We start from the raw sequence: 24,700 nt of genomic DNA on the forward strand, positions 1-24,700 counted from the left end.
GTGAAACATTCAAAGTTCGATGTTGTTGTGATTGGCGCCGGACATGCCGGAACCGAGGCCGCCCATGCCGCTGCACGCGTGGGGGTTGAGACGGCATTGGTGACGCTGTCTGCGTCCGATATTGGAGTGATGTCCTGCAATCCTGCCATTGGGGGTTTGGGGAAAGGCCACCTGGTTCGCGAAATCGACGCGATGGATGGTGTCATGGGCCGCGTTGCGGACCAGGCCGGTATTCAATTTAGATTGCTGAATCGCCGCAAAGGCCCAGCTGTGCAGGGCCCAAGGACTCAGGCAGACCGGGCACTGTATCGTGATGCCATGCAGAAAGTGACACAGGCGCAAGAGCATTTATCCGTGGTGGTCGGGGAGGTCACAGATTTTCTGACAGTTGGACCTCGTATCGTCGGAATACAATTGGCAGATGGGTCCGAGATTCATGCCTCGGCCGTGATACTTACATCCGGGACCTTTCTGCGTGGTGTGATTCATATCGGAGACGTTTCCCGACCCGGCGGGCGAATGGGGGACCGACCTTCTGTCAAACTGGCAGAGCGATTGGACAGCTTAAACCTTCCAATGGGGCGATTGAAAACAGGTACACCACCCCGGTTGGACGGTCGAACCATTGATTGGTCAGATCTAGAGCGGCAGGATGGAGACGAAGATCCGACGCTATTCTCGTTTTTATCTGAGTCAGCTGTCGCACCCCAAATCTCGTGCGGAATAACGCATACGAATGCGCGTACACATGAGATAATTGAAAAAAATCTGTCACGGTCGGCAATGTATGGCGGTCATATTGATGGGGTCGGGCCCAGATATTGCCCTTCGATTGAGGATAAGATTGTTCGGTTTGCCGAGAAAGAATCCCATCAGATTTTCCTTGAGCCTGAAGGGATCCATGATCACACGATCTATCCAAACGGGATCTCAACTTCGCTTCCGCAGGACGTCCAGCATGATTATGTGCGGTCGATCAAAGGTCTGGAAAAGGCGGAGATCCTGCAACCGGGCTATGCAATTGAATATGACTATATTGATCCCCGTGTTCTGACGTCGTCCTTGTCCTTGCCTGATGCCCCGGGGCTATATCTTGCCGGACAAATTAACGGGACAACAGGATATGAAGAAGCAGCAGCACAAGGGCTTGTCGCTGGTCTGAATGCAGCACTTGCTGTCCTGGATCGGGAACCCGTTCATTTCACGCGTGCTGACAGCTATATAGGCGTTATGATCGATGACTTGACTACGCGAGGGGTTGCAGAACCTTATCGGATGTTCACCTCTCGGGCAGAGTTCAGGTTGTCTCTTCGGGCTGATAACGCTGATCAGCGATTAACACCTCTTGGAATTGACCTTGGATGTGTTGGTGATACGCGGGCTGAAAGATTTCATGAAAAGATAGAGAAACTTACAGCTGCTAAGTCAATACTGACAGACCGGACTTATACACCAAAGGAAGTCCGTGCAGTTGGAATCAATGTCAATCAGGACGGAAATCGCCGAGATGGCATGGCTTTGCTGGCTTTTCCTGATGTTACGTTCAATGATCTGATTCCGCTTGAGGCGGGTTTGCAAGATATTGAGGAAGATATCCGAAGCCAGGTCGAACGGGATGCGCTTTATGCGAACTATATTGCGCGCCAGAAAAAAGATGTTGAAGCCATGAAACGCGATGAATCCTATGAAATACCGCGCGATTTCGATTATTCGGCGTTGGAAGGCCTATCCTCTGAGATGAAGCAAAAACTGTCTGAGGCAAAGCCGATTAATATTGCTCAGGCCGGGCGGGTAGAGGGCGTGACGCCCGCCGCTTTAACCTTACTGCTGGCCAAGTTGAGGCGAGAGCAAAAGGTCCGAAAGGCATGAGCTATGAGGTATTTAAAGGTTTAGATGTTTCACGTGAAACATTTAGCCGTCTTGAAACCTATGTAGAACTGGTTCGGCGCTGGAATCCCAAGATAAATCTGGTATCGCGCAACAGCCTGAATGACATCTGGTCACGGCATATTCTGGATTCAGTGCAGGTATACCGGTGTTCGGATGTGTTCCATAATTGGGTAGATTTGGGCAGCGGCGGTGGTTTCCCTGGCATGGTTTGCGCGATCATGGCTATAGAGGAAGCGCCAGAGGTGCGATTTACATTTGTAGAAAGCGATCAGCGTAAATCTGCCTTTCTGCGTAGCGTTGCACGGGAATGCGGGGCAAACTGTTCTATTGTTTCAAAAAGGATAGAATCCGTGGATCCGTTGAACGCCGATGTTTTGTCTGCCCGCGCCCTTGCGGATCTGCCCACGTTATTGTCCTTTTGTGACAGGCATTTAAAAGAGTCCGGTACGGCGCTGTTGCCGAAAGGCGCAAGCTGGAAAAAAGAGCTGAATGACGCGCGCAAGGAATGGAATTTCGATTGCGAGCCGATTACAAGTTTAACTGAGCCCCAAGCTGTTATTCTAAGGATAAAAGGAGTATCGCGTGGTTGATCTGTCTCGTCCCTCAGGGCCCCGGATAATTGCGGTCGCCAATCAAAAGGGTGGGGTGGGAAAAACAACAACTGCGATCAACCTTGCGGCCGGTTTGGCAGAAGCAGGAAGCAGGGTTCTTGTGGTGGATCTGGATCCGCAGGGGAACGCGTCAACCGGTTTGGGTGTTGAGGACAGGGATTGGACCACATACGATTTGATCCTGGACGATGCACCGCTTGAAGCTGTGGTACAAGAGACAGAAATTGGCGGGTTGCTGGTAATACCGGCAACCGTTGATCTAAGCTCGGCGGATATCGAACTGATTTCCAATGAAAAACGCAGCTATTTGTTGCATGACGCCCTGCGTCAGACCTCGATCGACCAGTTTGAGCTTGATTTTGTGCTGATCGACTGCCCACCATCTCTGAACTTGCTGACTGTGAATGCGATGGTAGCTGCCCATTCCGTTCTGGTTCCCCTGCAAAGTGAATTCTTTGCACTGGAGGGGCTTTCGCAGTTGATGTTGACGATCCGAGAGGTTCGGCAAACTGCGAATCCGGACCTGAGAATCGAAGGTGTTGTGTTGACCATGTATGACAACCGCAACAACTTGTCCCGCCAGGTTGAAAAGGATGCACGTGACAATCTGGGTGAGATGGTATTTAAAACCAAGATACCCAGAAATGTGCGGGTCAGTGAGGCGCCGTCATACGCCTTGCCGGTCTTGCAGTATGACTCGGGATCGTTGGGTGCGATGGCATATCGACATTTGGCGCGTGAAGTCATTCACAAGAACAAAAATGCCGCTGCCTGAGCGGCAGTGAGGAGGGCGCAGTGGCCGTCAAAAAATCAAAACCCAGAGGTTTGGGCCGGGGACTATCTGCCCTGATGGCAGATGTAACGCAGGAAGCCGAAGGTCTGGTGACTACAGAACCGCGTCGTCCGGACATGAAAGTTCCGATTGAAAAGCTGCAGGCCAACCCAAACCAGCCGCGCCGTACATTCTCAGCGGATCAATTGGATGAACTGGCAGCCTCGGTCAAAGAAAAGGGCATTATTCAACCGCTGATTGTGAGGGAAATCAGCAATGGTGGATATGAAATCGTAGCCGGGGAACGGCGTTGGCGCGCTGCTCAGATGGCGCAGTTGCATGATATTCCGGTTATTGTGCGTGAGTTTGACGACACAGAGGTGTTGGAAGTCGCCATTATCGAAAACATACAGCGGGCTGACCTGAATGCGGTCGAAGAAGCTGCTGGCTATAAGCAGTTGATGGACCGTTTCGGGCATACTCAAGAGAAGTTGGCCGAAGCCTTGGGGAAAAGCCGCAGTCATATTGCGAACCTATTGCGCTTGCTGTCGTTGCCCTTGGACGTTCAGACGCTGGTCATCGAAGGTAAGCTGTCTGCTGGGCACGCACGAGCGTTGATAACGGCCGAAAACCCATCAGAACTGGCGAAAATCGTAGTACGGGATGGGCTTTCGGTTCGCGCAACCGAAGCGCTGGTGAAAAAACAACAGGCAGATCCGGCGAAAGCTGCCCCGCGTTCCCGGAACCTGGATGCGGGTAAAGACGCTGATACGCGAGCCTTGGAAAAAGACCTGTCGGCAATTCTGGCGATGAAAGTTGCGATCAATCACAAGGCTGGAACAGAAACCGGGCAAGTGGTGCTGACCTATGAAAACCTGGATCAGTTGGACGATCTGTGCGCCAAGCTTAGCCGTTAGGCCGGGTCCAGATAAACAGCATCACCGCGCCCAAAACCACGGCCTGAATGATCAGGACATGAGACGGCAGGGACAACAGAACCGATAGCCCGAACACGGCGGCAACCGAAATGGTGGCCGCCTTTTTTGCCCCGGGTCGGATAGCGCCGGACGTTTGCCAGTCAACGATCAACGGGCCGAAAGTGCGATGTGTAATCAGCCAATTGTGCAGGCGAGAGGACGACCGTGCAAAGAAAAACGCGGCCAGCAGCAAAAAAGGAACAGTAGGCAATAAGGGCAGAACGATGCCGACCACCGCGAAGCCAACGCAAATCAAACCCAGGGCGGCCCAAAGATATTGCATCATTTACCCCAAAAGTTCCCGGATCACCGCATTCAAAACGGCGCGCCCATCTTTGGTGGCAATCAATTGGCCATTTGTCTGTTTGATCATCCCAAATTCTGTTAGATCGGCCAATTTGTCCTGCGGCAACGGGTGATCTGCCAGGGAATTATACCTGTCAATATCTAGACCCTCTACAACTCTTAACCCCATCATAAGGTATTCCTTGGCCTGTTCTTGCGCTGATAGGGGCGAGCGTTCTTTTTCTCCGCTGCCTTTTCCGACGGCAGTTAGCCAAGCGTTTGGGGACAGGTAGGTTTCTGTAGCCAGTTTTTGACCATTCAAGGTGACGCGCCCATGGGCACCAGGCCCGATGCCGACATAGTCGCCATAGCGCCAATAGATCAGGTTGTGCTGTGATTCAGCGCTGGGGCGTGCGTGGTTGGAAATCTCGTAGGTCAGCAGGCCATGTGCCTCGCAGATGTCCTGTGTTTCCAAATACATGTCGGCAGCGCTGTCATCTTCGGGTAGGCCACGCAGTTTACCAACGGCATAGCGATCCCCAAAGGCGGTTCCGTTCTCGATGGTCAGCTGGTACAGCGACAGGTGGTCGACAGCCATCGAAAGGGCTTCGGTCAGTTCGGCTCGCCAGTCTTCGGGGGTTTGGTGTTGGCGGGCGTAGATCAGGTCAAAACTGACCCTATCAAAGCAATTTCTGGCAATATCAAAGGCAGAACGTGCCTCAGCCACAGTGTGAATGCGACCCAATCGACGCAAATCTTCGTCATTAAGCGCCTGAACCCCCATCGAGATGCGGTTCACCCCGGCGTCCCGATATGCGGCAAAACGGCCAGCCTCGACCGAGCCCGGATTGGCCTCAAGCGTGATTTCCATGTCATTGGCCGGATGCCAGAGGGCCCGGGCCTGATCGATCACAGCGGCGACAGTGTCTGGGTCCATTAACGACGGCGTGCCGCCGCCGAAAAAGATCGTGTTTAAAACCCGGCCTGGTGTTTCGGCAGCCGTGCGGCGCAGCTCATCCAAATATGCATTAAGCCATTGTTTTTGATCGATATTACGTGAAACATGGCTATTGAAGTCGCAATAAGGGCACTTGGCCTCGCAAAAAGGCCAATGCACGTACAGGCCGAAGCCCCCGTTGCGCCAATCATCCGCCAAAGCAGCCCTTCACGAACATTTCCACAGCGCGGCCGCGATGGCTGATCTTGTTCTTTTCCCAGCGATCCATCTCGGCAAAGGTAATGTCGTACCCGTCAGGGACAAACATTGGATCATAGCCGAACCCGTCCTTGCCACGGATGGGCCAGACCAGTTGACCAGGGGCGATGCCTTCGAATACCTCGTCATGCCCATCGGGCCAGGCCAGTACCAGAGTGCATCGGAACTGCGCCGTGCGGGGATGGGCGGCGCCTTTAGCCTCTAGCTTATCGTGGGCGCGGGTCATGGCCATCAGGAAATCGCGACCATCACCGGTTTCGGCCCAATCAGCGGTGTAAACACCCGGAGCGCCATCCAGCGCATCAATGGTAATCCCGGAATCGTCCGACAGGGCAGGCATGCCAGTGGCTTGGGCGGCAGCATGGGCCTTGATCCGGGCATTGCCGACGAACGTGTCCTCAGTTTCATCCGGTTCGGGCAGGTCCATCTCAGCCGCGCCAACAACGGTCACGCCGAAGGGTTCAAGGAGATGTTTCATCTCCTCAAGCTTTCCCTTGTTGTGCGTGGCCACCAGCAGCCTGTTGCTGTCGAACTTGCGGGTCATGCGGTTGCGGCTTTCTGGGCTGCGGCCAGCTCGGCCACACCTTTTTCGGCCAGATCCATCAGCTGATCCATCTGCGCGCGGCTAAAGACGGAACCCTCGGCGCTCATTTGCACTTCGATCAATTTGCCCGAACCGGTCATGATGAAATTGCCATCCACGCCTGCTTCGCTGTCCTCTGGGTAGTCCAGATCCAGTACGGGCTGGCCGGCATAAATACCGCAAGAAACCGCTGCAACAGGGTCTATCAACGGATCCGAGATTACGTCCCCGGCCTTCATCAGTTTGTTCACCGCCAGCCGCAGTGCAACCCAACCACCAGTGATCGAAGCACAACGAGTGCCCCCATCGGCTTGGATCACATCACAGTCCACAGTGATCTGACGCTCGCCCAGGGCTACCCGGTCCACACCGGCGCGCAGGGCACGACCGATCAGGCGCTGGATTTCAACGGTGCGCCCACCTTGCTTGCCCGACGCCGCCTCGCGCCGCATCCGAGTGTTAGTGGCGCGGGGCAGCATACCGTATTCAGCCGTAACCCAGCCCAGGCCCGAGCCTTTGATGAAGGGGGGTACGCGATCCTCGATCGTGGCGGTGCACAGTACATGGGTGTCACCCATTTTGATCAGGCAGGAACCTTCGGCATGTTTGGTGAACTCCGTTTCGATTGAAACGGCGCGCATTTCGCTTAAATCTCGTCCTGAGGGTCGCATGGAAAATCCTTTGTTTGCTGGGTTGGGGATAACGCCCTCATGGCTTACGATGCAACCCCGATTGACCTTTCATATGCCTGCGATTTAATGACGGCCCAGCAGGGGACCGCTGATGAGCGAAGCGAGCAAAATTCTGAACGAGATGAACGACCGGTCACGTGAGGTGTTCCGGCTGATCGTCGAAAGCTATTTGGACAGCGGTGAGCCTGTTGGCAGCCGCACTCTGACCCGCACATTGTCGGAAAAAGTCAGCGCCGCCACCGTGCGCAACGTCATGCAGGATCTGGAGTTTCTGGGCTTGCTCGACAGCCCCCATGTCAGTGCGGGGCGCATTCCGACGCAGCAAGGCTTGCGTATGTTTGTCGATGGTTTGCTTGAGGTTGGCGATCTGGGCGCCGCTGATCGGCAGAAGCTGGACGAAACATTAGGGTCTAACGCAGGCGATGTGGGCGGGATGCTGGATCGCGTGGGTTCGGCCTTGTCACACGTGACACATGGTGCCTCCTTAGTTTTGACTCCCAAGCAAGAATCCGAGATCAAGCATATCGAATTTGTTTCGTTAGCTCATGACCGTGCATTAGTGGTGTTGGTTTTTGCTGACGGGCACGTTGAAAACCGCCTGTTTACACCGCCACCGGGGCAGACACCCAGTTCGATGCGCGAAGCGGCGAATTTTCTAAACGCACTGATCGAAGGCCGCACGCTTGGCGAAGTGCGCCGTCAGATGCAGGCGCAGATTGACGCGCGTAAACAAGAGATTGACGTGCTGGCACGGGAAATGGTCGAAAGCGGCATGGCGGCTTGGGACGGGGATGGAGGCGACTCGGCCCGTCTGATTGTGCGCGGGCGGGCGAATCTGCTGGGTGAACCGGGTGAAGTTGAGGAGCTGGACCGAATCCGCTCCCTGTTTGATGATCTGGAACGCAAACGAGACATCGCGGAATTCCTTGAATTGACCGAAGAAGGCGAGGGTGTGCGCATTTTTATCGGCTCTGAGAACAAACTTTTCTCACTTTCGGGTTCCTCTTTGGTGGTGTCTCCATATATGAACGCTGATCGAAAGATAATCGGCGCGGTCGGGGTCATCGGGCCCACGCGTTTGAATTATGGACGGATCGTACCGATCGTGGATTATACGGCGCAACTGGTCGGCAAGCTGATATCCGACCGGAGCTAGAGGGTAAGAGATGGCAGAGCCCAAGGACGAAGATTTTCTGGACAATATCGCAATGGCTGAAGCTGAAGAGCTGGCCGAAGAAATCGCCGAGTTCAGCGACGAAGCGCTAGAGCTGGATGAGTTGCGCGCAGAGCGCGACGATTACAAAGATAAGTTCATGCGTGCGCTGGCAGATGCCGAAAACGCCCGTAAGCGTGGCGACAAAGCGCGGCGCGATGCCGAGCAATACGGTGGCTCGAAACTGGCGCGTGATATGCTGCCGGTCTACGACAACATGAAGCGCGCACTCGAAGCTGCGACCGATGAGCAAAAAGAAGTGGCCGCCGGTCTGCTGGAAGGGATCGAGCTGACCATGCGGGCGCTGAAGGATGTGTTCCAAAAGCACGGGATCGAAGTGATCACGCCCGAAGTTGGTGATCGATTTGATCCAAACGTACACGAGGCGATGTTTGAAGCACCGGTTCCCGGAACCAAGGCAGGTGATATCATTCAGGTCTCGGCCGAAGGCTTCATGCTGCATGATCGTCTGCTGCGACCGGCGCAGGTGGGTGTGTCGTCGACACCTGCAAGCTAAGCGGCTTTAAAACCGAATTTTTTTTGAGGCGGTCAGGATCTGTCCGCCTCTTTCAGTTTATAAATCAGGTCCAGCGCCTCGCGCGGGGTCAGCTCATCAGGCAGCACGTCGTCCAGCATATCCGTGACCGGCGATGCCTTGGGTGCAGGTGGTGGGGGTGGCGGAGCGGCGGAAAATAGCGGCAGATCGTCGATCAGCGCCTTTTGCTTGCCGCCTTCGCGTTCGGTTTTTTCCAACTGGTCCAGTACGACGCGGGCTCGATCCACCACCGATGCGGGCAGACCGGCAAGCTGCGCGACTTGCACCCCATAGGAGCGGTCGGCAGCCCCCTTGTGGACTTCGTGCAGGAAAATAACCTCACCTTCCCATTCTTTGACTGCCACGGTAGCGTTGTCGACACCCTCCAACTTGCCGGCCAGGGCGGTGAGTTCGTGGTAGTGGGTGGCGAACAGCGCGCGGCATTGGTTGGCGGCGTGCAGATGTTCCAGCGTGGCCCAGGCGATGGACAGGCCGTCATAGGTGGCCGTGCCACGGCCAATTTCATCGAGAATCACCAGGGCGCGGTCGTCGGCCTGATTCAGGATGGCGGCCGTCTCGACCATTTCCACCATAAAGGTCGAACGGCCTCGGGCCAGATCGTCGGATGCGCCGACGCGGCTGAACAATTGGCTGACCACACCGATATGCGCCTGTTCAGCGGGAACATAACTGCCCATCTGGGCCAGCAGGGCAATCAAGGCGTTCTGACGCAGGAAGGTCGATTTACCTGCCATGTTGGGACCGGTCAGCAGCCAGATAGCCGCGCCCTGATCCGCGCTGAGATCGCAATCATTGGCAATGAAGGCATCGCCGCTTTGTTGGTGCAGCGCGTGTTCCACAACCGGATGACGTCCACCCTGCACGTGGAAGGCGCGCGATGTGTCGACCTGGGGACGGCACCAATTTTCTCCGCGCGCCAGATCGGCCAATGCGGTGGTCAAATCCAGCTCGGCGAGCCCCCGGGCGGCTTGGTTGAGACGCGCGGCGCGGTCCAGAATCTCGTCAGAAAGCCTTTGATAGAGCCTCTTTTCTATTTCCAATGCCAAATTACCGGCGTTCAGGATGCGGGTTTCGATCTCGGACAGTTCGACGGTCGTAAAGCGCACCTGATTGGCAGTGGTCTGGCGGTGGATATAGGTCTCAGAAAACGGCGGGTTCAGCATTTTTTCGGCATGGGTGGCCGTGGTTTCGATAAAATAACCCAGCACGTTGTTATGCTTGATCTTCAGCGAAGCAATGCCGGTGTGTTCTGCGTATTTCTGTTGAAATCCCGCAATGACGGATCGGCCTTCGTCGCGCAGCTTACGGGCCTCATCCAGTTCCGTGTCAAAACCCGGAGCGATGAAACCGCCGTCTCGGGCCAGCAGGGGCGGTTCTGCCACAAGGGCCTCATCCAACAAGGTCAAAAGATCGTCAAACCCGATCAAGTTCTGCACTGCGGTGGCCAGCAGAACCGGCAAATCCTGTGTGTCACAGATACCTGCAATAGCAGCTGCCTGCGTCATTCCGTTGCGGATGGCGGCCAGATCACGCGGGCCACCCCGTTCTAGCGACAGGCGCGACAGGGCGCGGTCCAGATCAGGGGTTTTACGCAGGGCATCGCGCAGGTCTGAGGCGGTCAAGCTGTCCTCAGCTGCAAAACTCACAGCATCCAACCGGGCATGGATCACGTCCAGATTGCGCGAGGGGCTGGACAGGCGCTGTTCCAGCAACCTTGCCCCGCCCGGAGTGACGGTGCGATCGACCACCGACAATAGGGATCCGGCGCGACCACCCGACAAGGAACGGGTCAGCTCCAGATTGCGGCGTGTGGCGGCGTCGATCTGGACAACGCGATCCTCTGATTCCTTCAAGGGGGTCTGCAGCAGGGGCAGTTTGCCCTTTTGCGTGATCTCAAGATAGTCGATCAAGGCACCCATTGCCGAAACCTCGGCCCGACCGAAATTTCCAAACGCATCCAAAGCGCCCACGTGGAACAATCCGCAAATACGTTTTTCGGCGGCCGTGCTGTCAAAACTGGCGCGGCCGATGGGGGTTAGCGAAATTCCCAAATCACGGACTGGTTCCTGCAAAGCCTGTTCCGATCCGTCGGCAACGATCAGCTCGGACGGGGCAAGCCGTGCCAGTTCGGGGCTCAGCCGCACGGTTGTCAAAGGCATTACGTGAAACGCCCCGGTAGAGATATCAGCCCAGGCCAAGGCGGCCTCATCCCGCACTTCGGTATAGGCGGCCAGAAAGTTGTGGCGGCGGGCTTCCAAAAGGGCATCTTCGGTCAATGTGCCGGGTGTCACCAGACGCACGACATCGCGCTTTACCACCGATTTAGAGCCTCTTTTCTTCGCCTCGGCCGGGCTTTCCATCTGCTCACAGACGGCCACGCGAAAGCCTTTGCGGATCAGGGTCAGCAAATAGCCTTCGGCGGAATGAACAGGAACACCGCACATCGGGATGTCGGTGCCGTTATGTTTGCCGCGTTTGGTCAGGGCGATATCCAACGCCTCGGCTGCGTTGACGGCATCCTCGAAGAACATCTCGTAGAAATCGCCCATACGGTAGAACAGCAGGGCATCGGCATGGGCCTCTTTGATTTCGAGATATTGTGCCATCATCGGCGTGACTGTGGACAAGGCTGACCCCTTTTGGCGTGTTCCGGACGCGACCTTACAAATCCCGCATCTTCTGTAAAAGCCGAAAACTCATTCTCGTTGAGGCGCGCGTTTTCCTGCGCTATGAGGCGACAGCCCAACAGATGCAAAGAAACGACATATCAGATGCCCAAAGCGAAAATTACCGACGAAGAAGCCCTGGCCTTTCACCTGGACCCCACCCCCGGCAAATGGGAGGTGCAAGCGACCGTTCCCATGACAACCCAGCGTGATCTGTCGCTGGCCTACAGTCCCGGTGTCGCTGTTCCATGTGAAGCAATCGCGGAAAACCCCGAAACGGCCTATGACTATACCAACAAGGGCAATCTGGTCGCGGTAATCTCGAACGGCACGGCGGTTCTGGGTCTTGGAAATCTGGGCGCGTTGGGCTCAAAACCGGTGATGGAGGGGAAATCGGTCCTGTTCAAACGGTTTGCCGATGTGAACTCGATCGATATCGAGTTGGACACTGAAGACCCAGATGAATTCTGCCGCGCGGTGAAGCTGATGGGGCCGACCTTTGGCGGCATCAATTTGGAAGACATCAAGGCGCCCGAGTGTTTCATCATCGAACAGCGCCTGAAGGAAGAGATGGACATTCCCGTCTTTCACGATGATCAACACGGCACAGCGGTGATCTGCGCGGCAGGTCTGCTGAACGCGCTGCATATCTCGGGCAAGAAGATCGAGGATGTGAGGATTGTTCTGAACGGTGCGGGTGCCGCTGGGATCGCCTGCATCGAACTGCTCAAGGCGATGGGCGCGCGGCATGAAAACTGCATCGTCTGTGACACCAAAGGCGTGATCTACCAAGGCCGGACCGAGGGTATGAACCAGTGGAAATCGGCCCATGCGGTCACCACTGAACTGCGCTCGTTGGAAGATGCCATGAACGGCGCGGATGTGTTCTTGGGCGTGTCGGTCAAAGGTGCGGTCACGCAGGACATGGTCGCCAGCATGGCCGACAACCCGGTGATTTTCGCCATGGCCAACCCCGACCCTGAAATCACGCCGGAAGAAGCGCATGAGGTGCGTGTGGATGCCATCGTCGCCACCGGACGCAGCGATTATCCGAACCAGGTCAACAACGTGCTGGGCTTCCCCTATCTGTTCCGGGGTGCGCTGGACATTCACGCCCGTGCCATCAATGACGAGATGAAGATTGCCTGCGCCCATGCGCTGGCCCGTCTGGCGCGCGAGGATGTGCCGGATGAGGTTGCGATGGCTTATGGCAAATCGCTGACCTTCGGTCGCGATTATATCATCCCGACACCGTTTGATCCCCGACTGATCCATCGTATCCCACCTGCCGTGGCCAAGGCGGGCATGGATACCGGCGCAGCGCGGCGTCCGATTATCGACATGGACGCCTATGAGCTGAGCCTCAAATCCCGCATGGACCCGACCGCCAGCATCCTGCGCGGTCTGAACGCCCGTGCGCGCCAAGCGCAAAGCCGCATGATCTTCGCCGAAGGTGACGATCCACGTGTACTGCGCGCTGCTGTGACCTATCAGCGGTCTGGATTCGGCAAGGCCCTGGTTGTCGGTCGCCCCGATGACGTAAAACAAAAGCTGGAAGAGGCCGGGCTGGGCGATGCCGTGCGCGAGTTGGAGGTGGTGAATGCCGCCAACACCACGCATCTCGAGACCTATACCGATTTCCTGTACAAGCGCCTGCAGCGCAAAGGTTTTGATAGCAAGGATATTTACCGCCTGGCGGCACGTGACCGGCATGTGTTCTCATCCCTGATGCTGGCGCATGGGCACGGTGATGGCCTGGTAACCGGGGCCACGCGCAAATCGGCGCATGTGCTGGACCGGATCAATCACGTGTTCGACGCGGACAAAGCGCATGGTGCGGTAGGTGTGACCGCGCTGCTGCACAAGGGGCGGATCGTGCTGATCGGTGATACGCTGGTGCATGAATGGCCGGACGAGAATGACCTGGCCAATATCGCCGAACGCTCGGCCGCAGTGGCCCGTCATATGGGGCTTGAGCCGCGCGTGGCCTTCGTCAGTTTCTCGACCTTTGGGTATCCGGTGTCGGAACGGGCCGAAAAGATGCACCGCGCGCCTGTCGTGCTGGATAAGCGCAAAGTGGATTTCGAATACGAGGGCGAGATGACCGTGGACGTTGCCCTGAACGAGGATCAGCAGGCAGGCTATCCGTTCCAGCGCCTGACCGGCCCGGCGAATATCCTGATCGTTCCCGCTCGGCATTCGGCGTCGATCTCGACCAAGCTGATGCAGGAAATGGGCGGGTCCACGGTGATTGGCCCGATTCTGTCTGGTGTCGACAAGCCGATCCAGATCTGTTCGACCGGGTCGACGGCGAATGATATTCTGAACATGGCCATCCTGGCCTCGTGCGATATTGCTTAAGCCATGACGATCTGGAACCTCGGCTCGATCAACGCGGACATGATTTATGACGTGCCGCACCTGCCCGGACCGGGAGAGACGCTTTCAGCCAATCGGCTGGATCGGTATCTGGGTGGCAAAGGGGCAAATATGTCTGTGGCGGCCGCACGGGCCGGGGCGCAAGTGGCGCATATCGGGGCCGTGGGGCCGGATGGGCGCTGGGCGCTGGATCGTCTGACCGAATATGGCGTGGACACGCGCCATATCACTGGAGTCGAGGTTCCGACCGGTCATGCCATCATTGCGGTGGACGCACAGGGTGAGAACAACATCATTCTGTTCCCCGGTTCAAACCACGCGATCACTCAGGGTCAGTTGGGGCAAGCGCTGTCCTCGGCCCTGCAAGGTGATGTGCTGGTGATGCAGAACGAAACCAACCTACAGGTCGAAGCCGCAAAGATGGGGCGCGATCTGGGGCTGACTGTCTGCTATGCCGCCGCACCGTTCCAGGCTGACGCGGTTCAGGCCGTGTTGCCGTATCTGGATTTTCTGATCCTGAATGAGATCGAGGCTGAACAACTACAGCAGGCAACCGGGCAATCCGTTACCGACCTTGAGGTCGAGCATGTGATCGTCACTTTGGGGTCAAAAGGAGCGCGGTATTACCATCGCGGCGCCGCTACGGATTTTCCGGCGCACAAGGTAAAGGCCGTGGATACCACTGGCGCAGGGGATACTTTCACCGGCTATGTTCTGGCAGGAATGGATCGCGGGATGCCAATGGCACAGGTGATTTCACAAGCAAACCGTGCCGCGGCCTTGATGGTCACGCGGCACGGCACAGCTGATGTTATTCCCGATCTCAAAGAGGTGCGCGAAGCGCGGCTCGATTAAGACCCCGCGAACGGTGCGTCACTGCCCCAAAGCTGCTTGACCCGGTCATCACGGCCGCAGGCTTTGCGATAGGCTTTGTACGCGCTGTGCTGGCGTTTGGGGCCAAAGCGGGTCAGGACCAGCTTGTTCCCCTTATAGTAATCCTGATGATAGGCCTCAGCCGGGTAGAATGCCCCTTGCTGCAGGATTGGCGTCACGATCTGTTGCCCCAGAGCGTTCTGGGCACTTGTCTTGGCTTGCTGAGCTAGGGCTTTTTCCCCAGCGTTAGAGACGAAAATGGCCGTGCGGTAGCTGTCACCCCGGTCACAGAACTGACCGCCCGCATCCGTTGGGTCGACCGAACGGAAGAACATACTCAGCAGGGTTTCACGGGAAACGCGGGCCGGGTCAAAGGTGATCTGAACCGCCTCGTAATGGCCGGTTCCGCCTTTGGTGACCTGATCATAGGTTGGATTGGCGGTACTGCCACCGGTGAAACCCGACACGGCGCCAGTCACGCCCGGAACGGATTCGAAATCGGATTCGACGCACCAGAAACAGCCCCCTGCAACCGTCAGGGTTTCGAACCCGGCGGCGGGTGCCGGGGCGGCACGCAGCAGGGCGACAAGAGCGATCAGCGTGAACTGAAGCGTAGGTTTGAAAAAATCGAGATAGGCGATGCGGGTCATGGCAGGTCTCCTTTTCGGGATAAGGCTGCCCTGACTTATGCGTTGGTGCAATCCGCTGACATGGTTTGTCACGGGGTGGTGAGACGAGTTTATCGTCTTAACCTAGCAGTTGTCCCAACTTCATCGCTACACCCATATTGCCCGAAATCTTGAGCTTGCCTAATGCTACGCCGGTCATCGGGTTCAGCTTGCCCGTCAGTAATTTGGTCAGGTTGTCCTGCGAAATGCGGATGGTGCAATCGGTGTCGCGATCCTGTGTGCTGGCCCGATTATCGGCCAGAACGATGACCCCATCCTCGCCACAATCGAATTTCAGCGAGCCCTCAAAGCTTTTGCCATCCAAGCCTTGCTGAATGCCGTTGGCGATGTCCTGCAGCATCTTTGTCCCCTTCACAATTTGCCTATGCGTAAAGAGAATGGGCGTTCTTGTGCAAGGGTGACCCAACTGGACCCTGCAGTCACGACATTTGCAGGATTTGCCGGGTCCGCTCACAGGGTTGCCCATCATAAAAGGCATCAAGAACAGTCTGAAACTCTGACGGAGCTCCGGGCACGGATGCAAACAACGTCATCGAGGACCGCAGTTTCTTTGCGTCAATCCCACCCAGAATGTCACTGGCATCGCGCCCTTTGTGCTGTAACATCAACCCAGCAACCTTGGTCAGGCGCTGGCGGAGGTCTGGATTATCCAGATAAGCTGTGGCCTCATCCAAATCCTCGATCCCGTACAGCTGCGCCATGTGAGACCGGCCAAGTTCGGCCAATTGCGGAAATACAAACCACATCCAGTGGCTGGTTTTCTGTCCTTGTTCCAATTCGCGCAGGACGTCGGACCAGACCGCGTCCTGCGCTTCGATGAACAGATCGAGTTCGTCGTTGATGTCGTCGTCGTCGATCACTTGGACAGGCGCTTATCCCGCGCCGCCAGCAATTTCAGGCGCAGCGCGTTCAACTGGATAAATCCGGCCGCGTCTTTTTGGTCATAGGCGCCGGCGTCATCTTCGAACGTCACATGCTCTTCAGAATACAGCGAATGATCCGACCAGCGACCCACGGTTGAGGCCAAGCCTTTGTACAGTTTCACGCGGACGGTGCCAGTGACATGTTCCTGAGACTTGTCGATGGCGGCTTGCAGCATTTCCCGCTCAGGGCTGTACCAGAAGCCGTTATAGATCAGCTCGGCATATTGCGGCATCAGCTGGTCTTTCAGGTGCATCGCGCCGCGGTCCATGGTTATGGACTCGATACCACGGTGCGCTTCCAGCAGGATGGTGCCGCCGGGCGTTTCGTAGATGCCGCGCGATTTCATGCCCACGAACCGGCCTTCGACCAGATCCAGGCGGCCAATGCCGTGCTTGCCGCCATATTCGTTCAGTTTGGTCAGGATCGTGGCCGGGCTCATCGCCTCGCCATTGATGCTGACCGCGTCGCCTTTTTCAAAGCCGATCTCAATGAACTCGGGCTCGTTCGGTGCGTCCTCGGGGTGGACGGTACGCTGATAGACATAGTCTGGCGCCTGATCTGCGGGGTCTTCCAAAACCTTACCTTCGGACGAGGTGTGCAGCAGGTTGGCATCGACCGAGAACGGCGCCTCACCGCGTTTGTCCTTGGCAATTGGGATTTGGTTCGCTTCGGCAAATTCCAACAGCTTGGTGCGGCTGGTCAGGTCCCATTCACGCCAGGGTGCAATGACCTTGATGTCGGGGTTCAGGGCATAGGCGGCCAGTTCGAACCGCACCTGATCGTTGCCTTTGCCGGTCGCGCCATGTGCAACGGCGTCGGCACCGGTGGCCTCGGCAATCTCGACCAGACGTTTCGAGATCAACGGACGCGCGATTGAGGTGCCCAGCAGATACAGGCCTTCGTATTGCGCATTGGCGCGGAACATCGGGAAGACGAAGTCGCGGACAAACTCTTCGCGGATGTCCTCGATATAGATGTTTTCGGGCTTGATCCCCAGCAACTCGGCCTTTTGGCGGGCGGGCTCCAGCTCTTCACCCTGACCCAGATCGGCGGTGAAGGTCACGACCTCACAGCCATACTCGGTCTGCAACCATTTCAGGATGATCGAGGTATCAAGGCCACCGGAATAGGCCAGAACAACTTTCTTGGGCGCGGACATCTGACTTCCCCTTATTCGTAAGACGATTGGCCCCTAACGGGTTTTGGACGCGGGGGCAAGTTATGAGGATTGACGCAGGGTGGGAATTGCGGTGAAACGGGCGGATTGAGAACAAGGAATGGTTGAGAGGGCAGAGTATATGCTGGGATTGGCGATTTTCGTACATTCGGTAAAGATGGTTCTGAGGAACCTGAAGCAAGCGCTTCAGATTTCCGTTGTACCTGCACTCATTGGCGGCTTTTTGGCCATTGGCTTGTTCTTTCTTTTCGACGCCCCACACAAACAATTCGAAGGTGCCACTGCTACAACCCCTGACCCAACTGCTGTGATGACGTTACTCGGATTCCTATTTTGCATCGTGATCGTAGTGTTCGTCGTAATGCTCTGGATTGTAGTATCATGGCACAGGTTTGTTTTGCTCGAAGAGTATCCGTCGGGGCTAGTTCCACCTTTCCGATTTGACCGCGTTCTGGCCTATTTCGGGCGTCTTTTGATGCTGTTCTTGTTGGCTTTCATCCTTATGATCCCTGCGGCGTTGATCATGAGTATGTTGGCGCAATCCTCGGCGGTTTTGGGGTCCATTTTCTGGGTGGGTTTGATCGTATGTCTTACGATCGGATTCTATCGTGCCTCACCAATTCTGCCCGGTGCAGCTATTGGAAAGCCCATAAAGCTGTCTGAAGCGTGGCAGGCGACCTCGGGCGCAAGCGGAGCCATCGCACTTCTGGTCGTCTTGTCCATCCTCTTCCAAATATTGCTTCAGCTACTGGCGTCATTGCTGCTTTTCATCCCGATCATCGGGATATTGATAGTTTTGTTTGCGAGCATGCTGATCGTCCCATTGATCAATGTCAGCATTCTGACGACGATCTATGGCGTGTTCATCGAGAAACGCGAACTCACCTAAGCTGAGTACACATATGTATTCCTTGCCCTTTCAACGGTGATCGGGCAGGGAAACCGGCATGACTGATTTCATGACCCGCGCCCGCGTCGCTGAACAGGCGATGCGCACCGTGTTTCCGCCAACCCCGTTGCAGCGGAACGCTCACCTTTCCGACCGCTATGGCGCGGATATCTGGCTCAAGCGTGAAGACCTCAGCCCGGTGCGGTCGTATAAAATCCGTGGTGCGTTCAACGCGATGCGCAAGCAGCAGGGGCAAGAGCTTTTCGTCTGTGCCAGCGCGGGCAACCATGCGCAGGGCGTGGCCTTCATGTGCAAGCATCTGGGTGTGAAGGGCGTGATATTCATGCCGGTGACGACGCCGCAGCAGAAAATCCAGAAGACCCGCATTTTTGGCGGCGACAATATCGAAATTCACCTGACCGGAGACTATTTCGACGACACGCTGGCCGCTGCGCAGGCGTGGTGTGCGCAGCAGGGCGGGCATTTTCTGTCGCCCTTTGATGATGAGGATGTGATCGAGGGGCAGGCGTCTCTGGCTGTCGAGGTTGAGGCGCAGCTGGGTGGCGTCCCGGATCACGTGATCCTGCCGGTGGGTGGGGGCGGCATGTCCTCGGGCGTGGCGACATGGTTCGGGGATCGGACCCATTGCCTGTTTGTCGAACCCAAAGGCGGGGCCTGTTTGCATGCGGCCATGGCGGCGGGACATCCGGTGGCGCTCGATCAGATCGACAATTTTGTCGATGGGGCAGCGGTCGGGAAGATCGGGGCGAAACCGTTTGAACTGCTCAAGGATCGCCACCTGTCCGACGTGCTGGTCTTGTCCGAAGACCGTATCTGCACCACCATGATCGAAATGCTGAATGTCGAAGGCATCGTGCTTGAGCCCGCAGGCGCTCTGGCGATCGAGGCAGTGACCGATGTGCAAAGCTTTATCCGCGGCAAAACCGTTGTCTGCGTCACCTCGGGCGGCAATTTCGATTTCGAACGTCTGCCCGAGGTCAAGGAACGGGCGCAGCGTTATTCCGGCGTCAAAAAGTACTTTATCCTGCGCCTGCCGCAGCGCCCCGGCGCGTTGAAAGAGTTTCTGGGCATATTAGGGCCGGAAGACGATATCGCCCGGTTCGAATACATGAAGAAGTCGGCGCGCAATTTCGGTTCGGTCCTGATCGGCATCGAAACCCGTAAGCCCGAGAATTTCGCACGCCTGTTCGCGCATCTGGACGAGGCTGGCTTTACCTACACCGACATCACCGAAGACGAGACGCTGGCCCAGTTCGTGATCTAGGACAGGTTTGCGACTTTCTCGGCAAAGAACACAGTTTTTGAGTCGTCATAGACTGTCAGGATGGCAGGCAGATCGACGTCACTGGCCTTGCCAGCGGCGGCGTTGCGCTCTGCGTCCTGACACAGCTTGGAAAACCGGTCGAACCCCAGACTCAGCGCGCTGCCCTTGAGGAAATGCATGTTCTGTTCGAACTCAGCCCGGTCGGTGTCCTGATGCAGCCGGTCGATGGTTTCCTGAACCTCGTCCAGAAAGATCTGCACCACCTCTTCGAATTCGTTGGTACCCACCTCATCCTGCAGTTGTCTGACTCTGGACCAGTCGATCATGTTCGGCCTCTCCACACATATCGCGACCTGACTTGCGTAGCCCACGGCGAGTAAAGAGCGGGTTAAGCAACAAGACAAAGACGCCTTCACCGGATGTTAAACCGCCCCGCGCTAGGGTCGCTGCGTTCCGTAAAGGTCACAGTGCAGAGGGTTCAGGTGGCAGAGGGCAGTCAGGCAGAGGCCAGGTCCGATCAGGATTTTGGCGCGATCCAAAAGGTGCTGGTCGTCGATGACAGCCGGCTGCAACGTCGTATTCTGGTGGCCTCGCTGAAAAAGTGGGGCTTTGAGGTGCTAGAGGCCGATAACGGCGACGCCGCGATCGAGATGTGCGCCACCGACCCGCCGGATCTGGTTCTCAGCGATTGGGTGATGCCGGGGATGAGCGGGCTGGAATTCTGCCGTGCCTTCCGGGCGCTGGAAAGTGATCAATACAGTTACTTCATCCTGTTGACCTCAAAAAGTGAAAAGCAAGAGGTGGCGCGCGGGCTGGACGCTGGTGCGGACGATTTCCTGATCAAACCGCTTGAGGCGGATGAGCTGCGCGCGCGGATCTCGGCCGGGGCGCGGATTCTGGATATGCAGCGCGAACTGTCCGAGAAGAACCGGATGATCGAATCCGCGTTAGAAGACCTGCGCGTGGCGCATGATGCCATCGACAAAGACCTGATTCAGGCCCGGAAAATTCAGGAATCCCTTGTCCCCGAACTGACGCGGGATTTCGGGAAATCGCGGGTCAGCATGCTGCTGAAACCCTGCGGGCATATTGGCGGTGATCTGGTGGGGATGTTCTCGCCCGGGGTCAATCGGCTGGGGTTTTACAGCATTGACGTGTCGGGCCACGGTATCACCTCGGCGATGATGACAGCGCGATTGGGCGGCTATCTGTCCAGCAATCATTTCGATCAGAACGTGGCGATGGAAAAACGCTTTGACAAGTTCTATGCTCTGCTGCCACCCGAACAGGTGGCCGAGATGCTCAATTGCCGCCTGATGGCCGATGCCGGCGTCGAAGAATACTTCACCATGGTTTATGCTATTGTCGATCTGCGCAACGGGCATCTTAAGATGGTGCAGGCCGGGCACCCGCATCCACTTGTTTTGCGCCAAGACGGCAGTGCCGAATTTCTGGGCGAGGGTGGCCTGCCCATCGGTTTGCTGCCCGATGTGTCCTTTCAGCGGATCGAAACTTACCTGCAACCTGGCGATAAACTGATGCTGTATTCTGATGGCTTTACCGAGTGTCGTCTGGCCGATGGCGGTTTGCTTGAGGAAGAAGGCCTGCAGCAGATGGCCCGCGATTGTGCGCCCGACCGCTGCGGTACTGAGTTTCTGGACGATATGTTCTGGCGCATGACGCAGGCCATGGCACCGGGTAGCGGCATGGATGATGACGTGTCCGCCGTGTTCTTTGAATATAACGGGGCTTAGAAACTGTTCAGATGTCGGGTGGCAAAGTGACGGTCCCCCTCGTTGCCAAGCATCTGCACCGCAACGGCAGTTTCCATCCAAAGCGCCTCGTGAAACTCTTCGCGGGGCGGTCCCATCCGGCGCACCGGACGGGCGCTGTAGATCATGCAGATTTTCTCGGCCCAAAGGTCATATTCAGGCATAAAGGTGAATCGGCGAAACGCACCGATCCGCCGCGGGGCGGCGATCAGCCAGCCGGTTTCTTCGAACACTTCGCGATGCAGCGCGGTAATCGGGGATTCGCCCGGATCAATGCCACCGCCCGGCAGCTGCAATTCGGGGTTCAGCCCATCGTCATACCACGTGACCAGCAGGTCTTTTCCTTTCGGCAGTAACGCATAGACACCCGGTCTGCGTGTATATGTACGCCCTTTTTCCGGGGTTTCACCGAACCGTCTGATCATGTATGGCCCCTTCAAACCCAATCTGTTCAACCTATATGGTGCCGGTATGCCAACCCGTGGCGTGTAAGGAAACCCCATGTCTCTTGGAACGAAAATCGCGTGGGACGATACTGTCCTGCCCTTTCAACTTGATGTATCGGATATGCGCGGCCGTGTAGCCCGTCTGGATGGTGTGCTGGACGGCATCCTGAAGCAGCATGACTATCCCGAAAAGGTCGAGGCGTTAGTGGCCGAGATGGCCCTGCTGACCGCGTTGATCGGCCAGACCGTTTCGCTGCGTTGGAAACTGTCTTTGCAGGTGCAGTCCAAGGGCCCGGTGCGCATGATCGCGACCGATTACTTTGCGCCCAAGGTCGAGGGAGAGCCGGCCCGCATCCGCGCCTATGCCAGCTATGATCGCGACCGCCTGACCGATGGCGGGCCGTTTGATCAGGTGGGCGAGGGTTATTTCGCCATCATGATCGACCAGGGTGAAGGCACGCAGCCGTATCAGGGGATCACTCCGCTGGCGGGGGGCTCGATCTCTGCCTGTGCCGAGGCGTATTTCGCACAATCCGAGCAGCTGCCGACGCGGTTCTCGCTCAGCTTTGGCAAATCGACCGAGCCGGGCGTCGGTGAACACTGGCGCGCGGGCGGAGTGATGCTGCAGCACATGCCCAAGGCCTCGCCCTTTGTGGCGGACGGACAAGGTGGGGGGCAGATCCTGACCGCCGAAGATCTGGTCGACGGGGAAGAGAGTGAAAACTGGGGCCGCGTCAACATCCTGTTGGATACGGTCGAGGATCTCGAATTGATCGGGCCTTCGGTGGCGCCGACCGACCTGTTGATCCGGCTGTTTCACGAGGAACAGCCGCGGGTCTATGACGCTCAGTCCGTGCAATTCGGCTGCACCTGTTCGGAAGATCGTGTGCGGCAAAGCCTGTCGATCTATTCGGCCAAGGACATCGAAAAGATGACCACGCCCGAAGGCAAGGTAACCGCCGATTGTCAGTTCTGTGGCGCACATTACATACTGGAACCGGGTTCGGTCGGCTTTGATGCGGACGACGCCTGATCCTACGGTCCAGTTGCGGGCGGCCCTGCGCCGCCCCGGCCACGGTTCAAGCGATTTCGACCTGAACCCCGAAACCAACCTGCCTGAAGGGCGCAAATTGCGCCCGGCGGGGGTGCTGGTTCCGATCACGGTGTTTGACGACACGCCGCGGCTGATTCTGACGAAACGATCCTCGGCTCTGAAACACCACCCCGGCCAGATCGCCTTTCCCGGCGGTAAGCAGGATCAAGGCGACGTAGATGTCACCGCCACTGCCCTGCGTGAGGCGCAGGAGGAGATCGGTCTGCCGCCCGACTTGCCCGAGATTCTGGGCCACCTATCGTCTCATGAAACCGTCACGTCCTTTACCGTTACACCGGTTGTCGCGATCCTGCGCGAACCGTTTCAACTGACCCCCGAACCGGGCGAAGTGGACGAGGTGTTTTCGGTTCCGCTTGCACATGTCCTCAACCCCGCGAATTATATCGTTGAATCGCGCCGCTGGCGTGGTCACAAACGGTATTATTTCACGGTGCCGTTCGGCCCCTACTACATCTGGGGCGCGACGGCCCGAATGTTGCGGGGATTGGCCGCACGGGTGAATGAATGACGCGAATTTCTGAGGCCTGGGTTACTGATCCGGCAACGCAAAAGGTCTGTGCAGCGTTGACGGGCGCCGGTGCGCAGGCGTTGTTCGTCGGGGGTTGCGTGCGCAACGCGCTGCTGGGCGCGCCGGTCTCGGATATCGATATCGCCACCGATGCGCGCCCCGAACGGGTGATGGAGCTGGCGCAGGCAACGGGCCTCAAGGCCATCCCCACCGGAATCGACCACGGCACGATCACTGTGGTCAGTGGCGGTGCCCCGCATGAGATCACCACTTTTCGCCGCGACGTGAAAACCGATGGCCGCAGGGCGGTGGTGGCATTTTCCGACAAGTTGGAAGAAGACGCCGCGCGCCGCGATTTCACCATGAATGCGATCTATGCGCGGCCCGATGGCAGTATTCTCGACCCGTTGAACGGGCTGCCCGACCTGCAATCCCGCCGCGTGCGCTTTATCGGCAACGCCGAGAACCGCATTCGAGAGGATTACCTGCGATCCCTGCGGTATTTCCGGTTTCACGCCTGGTATGGCGATGCCGAGGCTGGGTTTGATCCGGACGCTCTGGCGGCGATTGCGTCTAATCTGGACGGGCTAGAGGGCCTGTCTCGTGAACGGGTCGGGGCCGAACTTCTGAAACTTATGGGCGCACCCGATCCGGCACCCTCGATTGCCGCGATGCGTCAATCGGGAGTTCTGGCCCGGCTGTTGCCAGGGGCCGAGGACCGTGCGTTGGCACCGTTGATAGCCTTAGAGGAACAGGCCGGGGCCGCCCCTGAGTCAATTCGGCGTCTGGCCGCAATCGCAACACCGGATATCGCCAAGACCCTGCGCCTGAGCAAGGCGCAATTACAACGTCTGACCCGCATGCGGGATGAGGCATCCGGTACTGCCAGCGTTGCCGAACTGGGGTTTCGTTATGGCGAAGAGGGCGGCTTGCACGAAACCTTGCTGCGCTGCGCCTTCCTTGAACAGCCGTGGAGCGAAACCTTGCGCACCGATCTGCACAAAGGGGCTGAGGCTGATTTCCCGATCAAGGCCACCGACCTGATTCCCGATTTCACCGGTCCCGCGCTGGGCAAAAAACTGGCCGAGCTTGAGGCGCGCTGGATTGCATCAGGCTTTGCGCTGACCCGCGAGGAATTGCTGAGCATCTGACACGAAGTCTCAAAAGGGGATGACAAATCAAC

25 protein-coding genes are annotated in these 24,700 nt (G+C 57.2%); 14 read left to right on the forward strand and 11 right to left on the reverse strand.

Features of this window, described 5'->3' with window-relative positions; translation table 11 throughout:
* Genes mnmG through ACR0AJ_RS11695 form a run of 4 tightly spaced genes read left to right on the forward strand, consistent with a single transcriptional unit; the run spans window position 1 to window position 4,190 of the window.
* Entirely contained in the window at window positions 1–1,869 is a 1,869-nt protein-coding gene (gene mnmG / locus ACR0AJ_RS11680) for a tRNA uridine-5-carboxymethylaminomethyl(34) synthesis enzyme MnmG (protein ID WP_480740879.1), read from the forward strand.
* Entirely contained in the window at window positions 1,866–2,480 is a 615-nt protein-coding gene (gene rsmG, locus ACR0AJ_RS11685) for a 16S rRNA (guanine(527)-N(7))-methyltransferase RsmG (protein ID WP_480740881.1), read from the forward strand. Before mnmG ends, rsmG begins: the two co-directional genes overlap by 4 nt.
* Window positions 2,473–3,276 carry a ParA family protein gene (locus ACR0AJ_RS11690; RefSeq protein ID WP_170349556.1) on the forward strand — a complete coding sequence of 268 codons (804 nt, stop codon included), beginning with the start codon at window positions 2,473–2,475 and terminating at the stop codon, window positions 3,274–3,276. The genes rsmG and ACR0AJ_RS11690 overlap by 8 nt, the downstream gene beginning before the upstream one ends.
* Before the next feature lie 20 nt (window positions 3,277–3,296).
* A complete protein-coding gene (locus tag ACR0AJ_RS11695; protein WP_170361051.1) occupies window positions 3,297–4,190 on the forward strand; it encodes a ParB/RepB/Spo0J family partition protein in 894 nt (297 codons plus the stop codon).
* Here the strand turns inward: ACR0AJ_RS11695 and ACR0AJ_RS11700 are convergent.
* The 4 genes from ACR0AJ_RS11700 to rph are packed head-to-tail and all read right to left on the reverse strand — an operon-like array spanning window position 4,180 to window position 7,005.
* Complete coding sequence (locus ACR0AJ_RS11700; RefSeq protein ID WP_480740883.1) at window positions 4,180–4,533, reverse strand: YbaN family protein; 354 nt, start codon at window positions 4,531–4,533, stop codon at window positions 4,180–4,182. The two genes, ACR0AJ_RS11695 and ACR0AJ_RS11700, sit on opposite strands and share 11 nt — an antisense overlap.
* Before the next feature lie 3 nt (window positions 4,534–4,536).
* Entirely contained in the window at window positions 4,537–5,691 is a 1,155-nt protein-coding gene (gene hemW, locus ACR0AJ_RS11705) for a radical SAM family heme chaperone HemW (protein WP_480740884.1), read from the reverse strand.
* Window positions 5,681–6,295: an RdgB/HAM1 family non-canonical purine NTP pyrophosphatase gene (gene rdgB / locus ACR0AJ_RS11710; RefSeq protein WP_480647532.1), complete on the reverse strand. Its 615-nt coding sequence runs from the start codon at window positions 6,293–6,295 to the stop codon at window positions 5,681–5,683. The genes hemW and rdgB overlap by 11 nt, the downstream gene beginning before the upstream one ends.
* On the reverse strand, window positions 6,292–7,005 hold the full coding sequence (rph, locus tag ACR0AJ_RS11715) for a ribonuclease PH (RefSeq protein WP_170349560.1): 714 nt from the start codon (window positions 7,003–7,005) through the stop codon (window positions 6,292–6,294). The genes rdgB and rph overlap by 4 nt, the downstream gene beginning before the upstream one ends.
* A gap of 112 nt (window positions 7,006–7,117) precedes the next feature.
* Between rph and hrcA the strand changes: the two genes are divergently transcribed.
* Complete coding sequence (gene hrcA / locus ACR0AJ_RS11720) at window positions 7,118–8,182, forward strand: heat-inducible transcriptional repressor HrcA (protein WP_170361045.1); 1,065 nt, start codon at window positions 7,118–7,120, stop codon at window positions 8,180–8,182.
* Between the two features lie 10 nt (window positions 8,183–8,192).
* Complete coding sequence (locus ACR0AJ_RS11725) at window positions 8,193–8,756, forward strand: nucleotide exchange factor GrpE (RefSeq protein WP_058283329.1); 564 nt, start codon at window positions 8,193–8,195, stop codon at window positions 8,754–8,756.
* A 32-nt stretch (window positions 8,757–8,788) separates the two neighbouring features.
* Here ACR0AJ_RS11725 and mutS read toward each other — a convergent pair whose 3' ends face one another.
* Window positions 8,789–11,404 carry a DNA mismatch repair protein MutS gene (mutS, locus tag ACR0AJ_RS11730; RefSeq protein WP_480741051.1) on the reverse strand — a complete coding sequence of 872 codons (2,616 nt, stop codon included), beginning with the start codon at window positions 11,402–11,404 and terminating at the stop codon, window positions 8,789–8,791.
* Between the two features lie 162 nt (window positions 11,405–11,566).
* Between mutS and ACR0AJ_RS11735 the strand changes: the two genes are divergently transcribed.
* Both ACR0AJ_RS11735 and ACR0AJ_RS11740 read left to right on the forward strand, forming a co-directional pair.
* Window positions 11,567–13,822, forward strand: a complete 2,256-nt coding sequence (locus tag ACR0AJ_RS11735) for an NADP-dependent malic enzyme (protein WP_170349563.1) — start codon at window positions 11,567–11,569, stop codon at window positions 13,820–13,822.
* Between the two features lie 3 nt (window positions 13,823–13,825).
* Entirely contained in the window at window positions 13,826–14,695 is an 870-nt protein-coding gene (locus tag ACR0AJ_RS11740; protein ID WP_170506400.1) for a ribokinase, read from the forward strand.
* On the opposite strand, the gene msrA is transcribed toward ACR0AJ_RS11740, so the two are convergent.
* The 4 genes from msrA to ACR0AJ_RS11760 all read right to left on the reverse strand — a co-directional run bounded on the left by msrA (window position 14,692) and on the right by ACR0AJ_RS11760 (window position 17,485).
* Entirely contained in the window at window positions 14,692–15,363 is a 672-nt protein-coding gene (gene msrA, locus ACR0AJ_RS11745) for a peptide-methionine (S)-S-oxide reductase MsrA (RefSeq protein ID WP_170506398.1), read from the reverse strand. The two genes, ACR0AJ_RS11740 and msrA, sit on opposite strands and share 4 nt — an antisense overlap.
* 97 nt (window positions 15,364–15,460) lie before the next feature.
* Window positions 15,461–15,742 (reverse strand): SCP2 sterol-binding domain-containing protein, encoded by a 282-nt coding sequence (locus ACR0AJ_RS11750; protein WP_170349566.1) that lies wholly within the window; start codon window positions 15,740–15,742, stop codon window positions 15,461–15,463.
* Window positions 15,743–15,821: 79 nt separating this feature from the next.
* On the reverse strand, window positions 15,822–16,262 hold the full coding sequence (locus tag ACR0AJ_RS11755) for a DUF1810 domain-containing protein (protein WP_170506395.1): 441 nt from the start codon (window positions 16,260–16,262) through the stop codon (window positions 15,822–15,824).
* Entirely contained in the window at window positions 16,259–17,485 is a 1,227-nt protein-coding gene (locus ACR0AJ_RS11760) for an argininosuccinate synthase (RefSeq protein WP_170349568.1), read from the reverse strand. The genes ACR0AJ_RS11755 and ACR0AJ_RS11760 overlap by 4 nt, the downstream gene beginning before the upstream one ends.
* 118 nt (window positions 17,486–17,603) lie before the next feature.
* Here ACR0AJ_RS11760 and ACR0AJ_RS11765 point away from each other — a divergent pair, with 118 nt between their 5' ends.
* Both ACR0AJ_RS11765 and ilvA read left to right on the forward strand, forming a co-directional pair.
* Window positions 17,604–18,392, forward strand: coding sequence for a hypothetical protein (locus tag ACR0AJ_RS11765; RefSeq protein ID WP_254440201.1), 789 nt, complete (start codon window positions 17,604–17,606; stop codon window positions 18,390–18,392).
* A gap of 58 nt (window positions 18,393–18,450) precedes the next feature.
* Window positions 18,451–19,677, forward strand: coding sequence for a threonine ammonia-lyase IlvA (ilvA, locus tag ACR0AJ_RS11770; protein ID WP_170376510.1), 1,227 nt, complete (start codon window positions 18,451–18,453; stop codon window positions 19,675–19,677).
* Here the strand turns inward: ilvA and ACR0AJ_RS11775 are convergent.
* The gene (locus tag ACR0AJ_RS11775; RefSeq protein ID WP_480740888.1) at window positions 19,674–20,003 is read right to left on the reverse strand and encodes an Hpt domain-containing protein; all 330 of its coding nucleotides are present in this window, start codon (window positions 20,001–20,003) and stop codon (window positions 19,674–19,676) included. The two genes, ilvA and ACR0AJ_RS11775, sit on opposite strands and share 4 nt — an antisense overlap.
* A 156-nt stretch (window positions 20,004–20,159) precedes the next feature.
* Here ACR0AJ_RS11775 and ACR0AJ_RS11780 point away from each other — a divergent pair, with 156 nt between their 5' ends.
* A complete protein-coding gene (locus ACR0AJ_RS11780) occupies window positions 20,160–21,431 on the forward strand; it encodes a PP2C family protein-serine/threonine phosphatase (protein ID WP_367648257.1) in 1,272 nt (423 codons plus the stop codon).
* Here the strand turns inward: ACR0AJ_RS11780 and ACR0AJ_RS11785 are convergent.
* Entirely contained in the window at window positions 21,428–21,874 is a 447-nt protein-coding gene (locus ACR0AJ_RS11785) for an NUDIX hydrolase (protein WP_480662938.1), read from the reverse strand. The genes ACR0AJ_RS11780 and ACR0AJ_RS11785 overlap by 4 nt on opposite strands.
* A gap of 76 nt (window positions 21,875–21,950) precedes the next feature.
* Between ACR0AJ_RS11785 and hslO the strand changes: the two genes are divergently transcribed.
* From hslO to ACR0AJ_RS11800, 3 genes are read left to right on the forward strand one after another with little or no spacing between them, the layout of a single operon-like run.
* Entirely contained in the window at window positions 21,951–22,928 is a 978-nt protein-coding gene (gene hslO / locus ACR0AJ_RS11790) for an Hsp33 family molecular chaperone HslO (RefSeq protein WP_170349573.1), read from the forward strand.
* Window positions 22,912–23,517, forward strand: a complete 606-nt coding sequence (locus ACR0AJ_RS11795) for a CoA pyrophosphatase (RefSeq protein ID WP_170349574.1) — start codon at window positions 22,912–22,914, stop codon at window positions 23,515–23,517. Before hslO ends, ACR0AJ_RS11795 begins: the two co-directional genes overlap by 17 nt.
* Window positions 23,514–24,668, forward strand: coding sequence for a CCA tRNA nucleotidyltransferase (locus ACR0AJ_RS11800; RefSeq protein ID WP_480662936.1), 1,155 nt, complete (start codon window positions 23,514–23,516; stop codon window positions 24,666–24,668). Before ACR0AJ_RS11795 ends, ACR0AJ_RS11800 begins: the two co-directional genes overlap by 4 nt.
* Window positions 24,669–24,700 lie beyond the last annotated feature (32 nt).

Source organism: Ruegeria sp. CJ9, from assembly GCF_056536625.1.

What these genes read in the sequence shown, in the direction of transcription:
- rsmG (WP_480740881.1), top strand. Translation starts at nt 1,866, where the DNA reads ATGAGCTATGAGGTATTTAAAGGTTTAGATGTTTCACGTGAAACATTT.
- ACR0AJ_RS11700 (WP_480740883.1), bottom strand. Translation starts at nt 4,533, where the DNA reads ATGCAATATCTTTGGGCCGCCCTGGGTTTGATTTGCGTTGGCTTCGCG.
- rdgB (WP_480647532.1), bottom strand. Translation starts at nt 6,295, where the DNA reads ATGACCCGCAAGTTCGACAGCAACAGGCTGCTGGTGGCCACGCACAAC.
- rph (WP_170349560.1), bottom strand. Translation starts at nt 7,005, where the DNA reads ATGCGACCCTCAGGACGAGATTTAAGCGAAATGCGCGCCGTTTCAATC.
- hrcA (WP_170361045.1), top strand. Translation starts at nt 7,118, where the DNA reads ATGAGCGAAGCGAGCAAAATTCTGAACGAGATGAACGACCGGTCACGT.
- ACR0AJ_RS11725 (WP_058283329.1), top strand. Translation starts at nt 8,193, where the DNA reads ATGGCAGAGCCCAAGGACGAAGATTTTCTGGACAATATCGCAATGGCT.
- mutS (WP_480741051.1), bottom strand. Translation starts at nt 11,404, where the DNA reads ATGATGGCACAATATCTCGAAATCAAAGAGGCCCATGCCGATGCCCTG.
- ACR0AJ_RS11735 (WP_170349563.1), top strand. Translation starts at nt 11,567, where the DNA reads ATGCCCAAAGCGAAAATTACCGACGAAGAAGCCCTGGCCTTTCACCTG.
- ACR0AJ_RS11740 (WP_170506400.1), top strand. Translation starts at nt 13,826, where the DNA reads ATGACGATCTGGAACCTCGGCTCGATCAACGCGGACATGATTTATGAC.
- msrA (WP_170506398.1), bottom strand. Translation starts at nt 15,363, where the DNA reads ATGACCCGCATCGCCTATCTCGATTTTTTCAAACCTACGCTTCAGTTC.
- ACR0AJ_RS11750 (WP_170349566.1), bottom strand. Translation starts at nt 15,742, where the DNA reads ATGCTGCAGGACATCGCCAACGGCATTCAGCAAGGCTTGGATGGCAAA.
- ACR0AJ_RS11760 (WP_170349568.1), bottom strand. Translation starts at nt 17,485, where the DNA reads ATGTCCGCGCCCAAGAAAGTTGTTCTGGCCTATTCCGGTGGCCTTGAT.
- ACR0AJ_RS11765 (WP_254440201.1), top strand. Translation starts at nt 17,604, where the DNA reads ATGGTTGAGAGGGCAGAGTATATGCTGGGATTGGCGATTTTCGTACAT.
- ilvA (WP_170376510.1), top strand. Translation starts at nt 18,451, where the DNA reads ATGACTGATTTCATGACCCGCGCCCGCGTCGCTGAACAGGCGATGCGC.
- ACR0AJ_RS11775 (WP_480740888.1), bottom strand. Translation starts at nt 20,003, where the DNA reads ATGATCGACTGGTCCAGAGTCAGACAACTGCAGGATGAGGTGGGTACC.
- ACR0AJ_RS11785 (WP_480662938.1), bottom strand. Translation starts at nt 21,874, where the DNA reads ATGATCAGACGGTTCGGTGAAACCCCGGAAAAAGGGCGTACATATACA.
- hslO (WP_170349573.1), top strand. Translation starts at nt 21,951, where the DNA reads ATGTCTCTTGGAACGAAAATCGCGTGGGACGATACTGTCCTGCCCTTT.
- ACR0AJ_RS11795 (WP_170349574.1), top strand. Translation starts at nt 22,912, where the DNA reads ATGCGGACGACGCCTGATCCTACGGTCCAGTTGCGGGCGGCCCTGCGC.
- ACR0AJ_RS11800 (WP_480662936.1), top strand. Translation starts at nt 23,514, where the DNA reads ATGACGCGAATTTCTGAGGCCTGGGTTACTGATCCGGCAACGCAAAAG.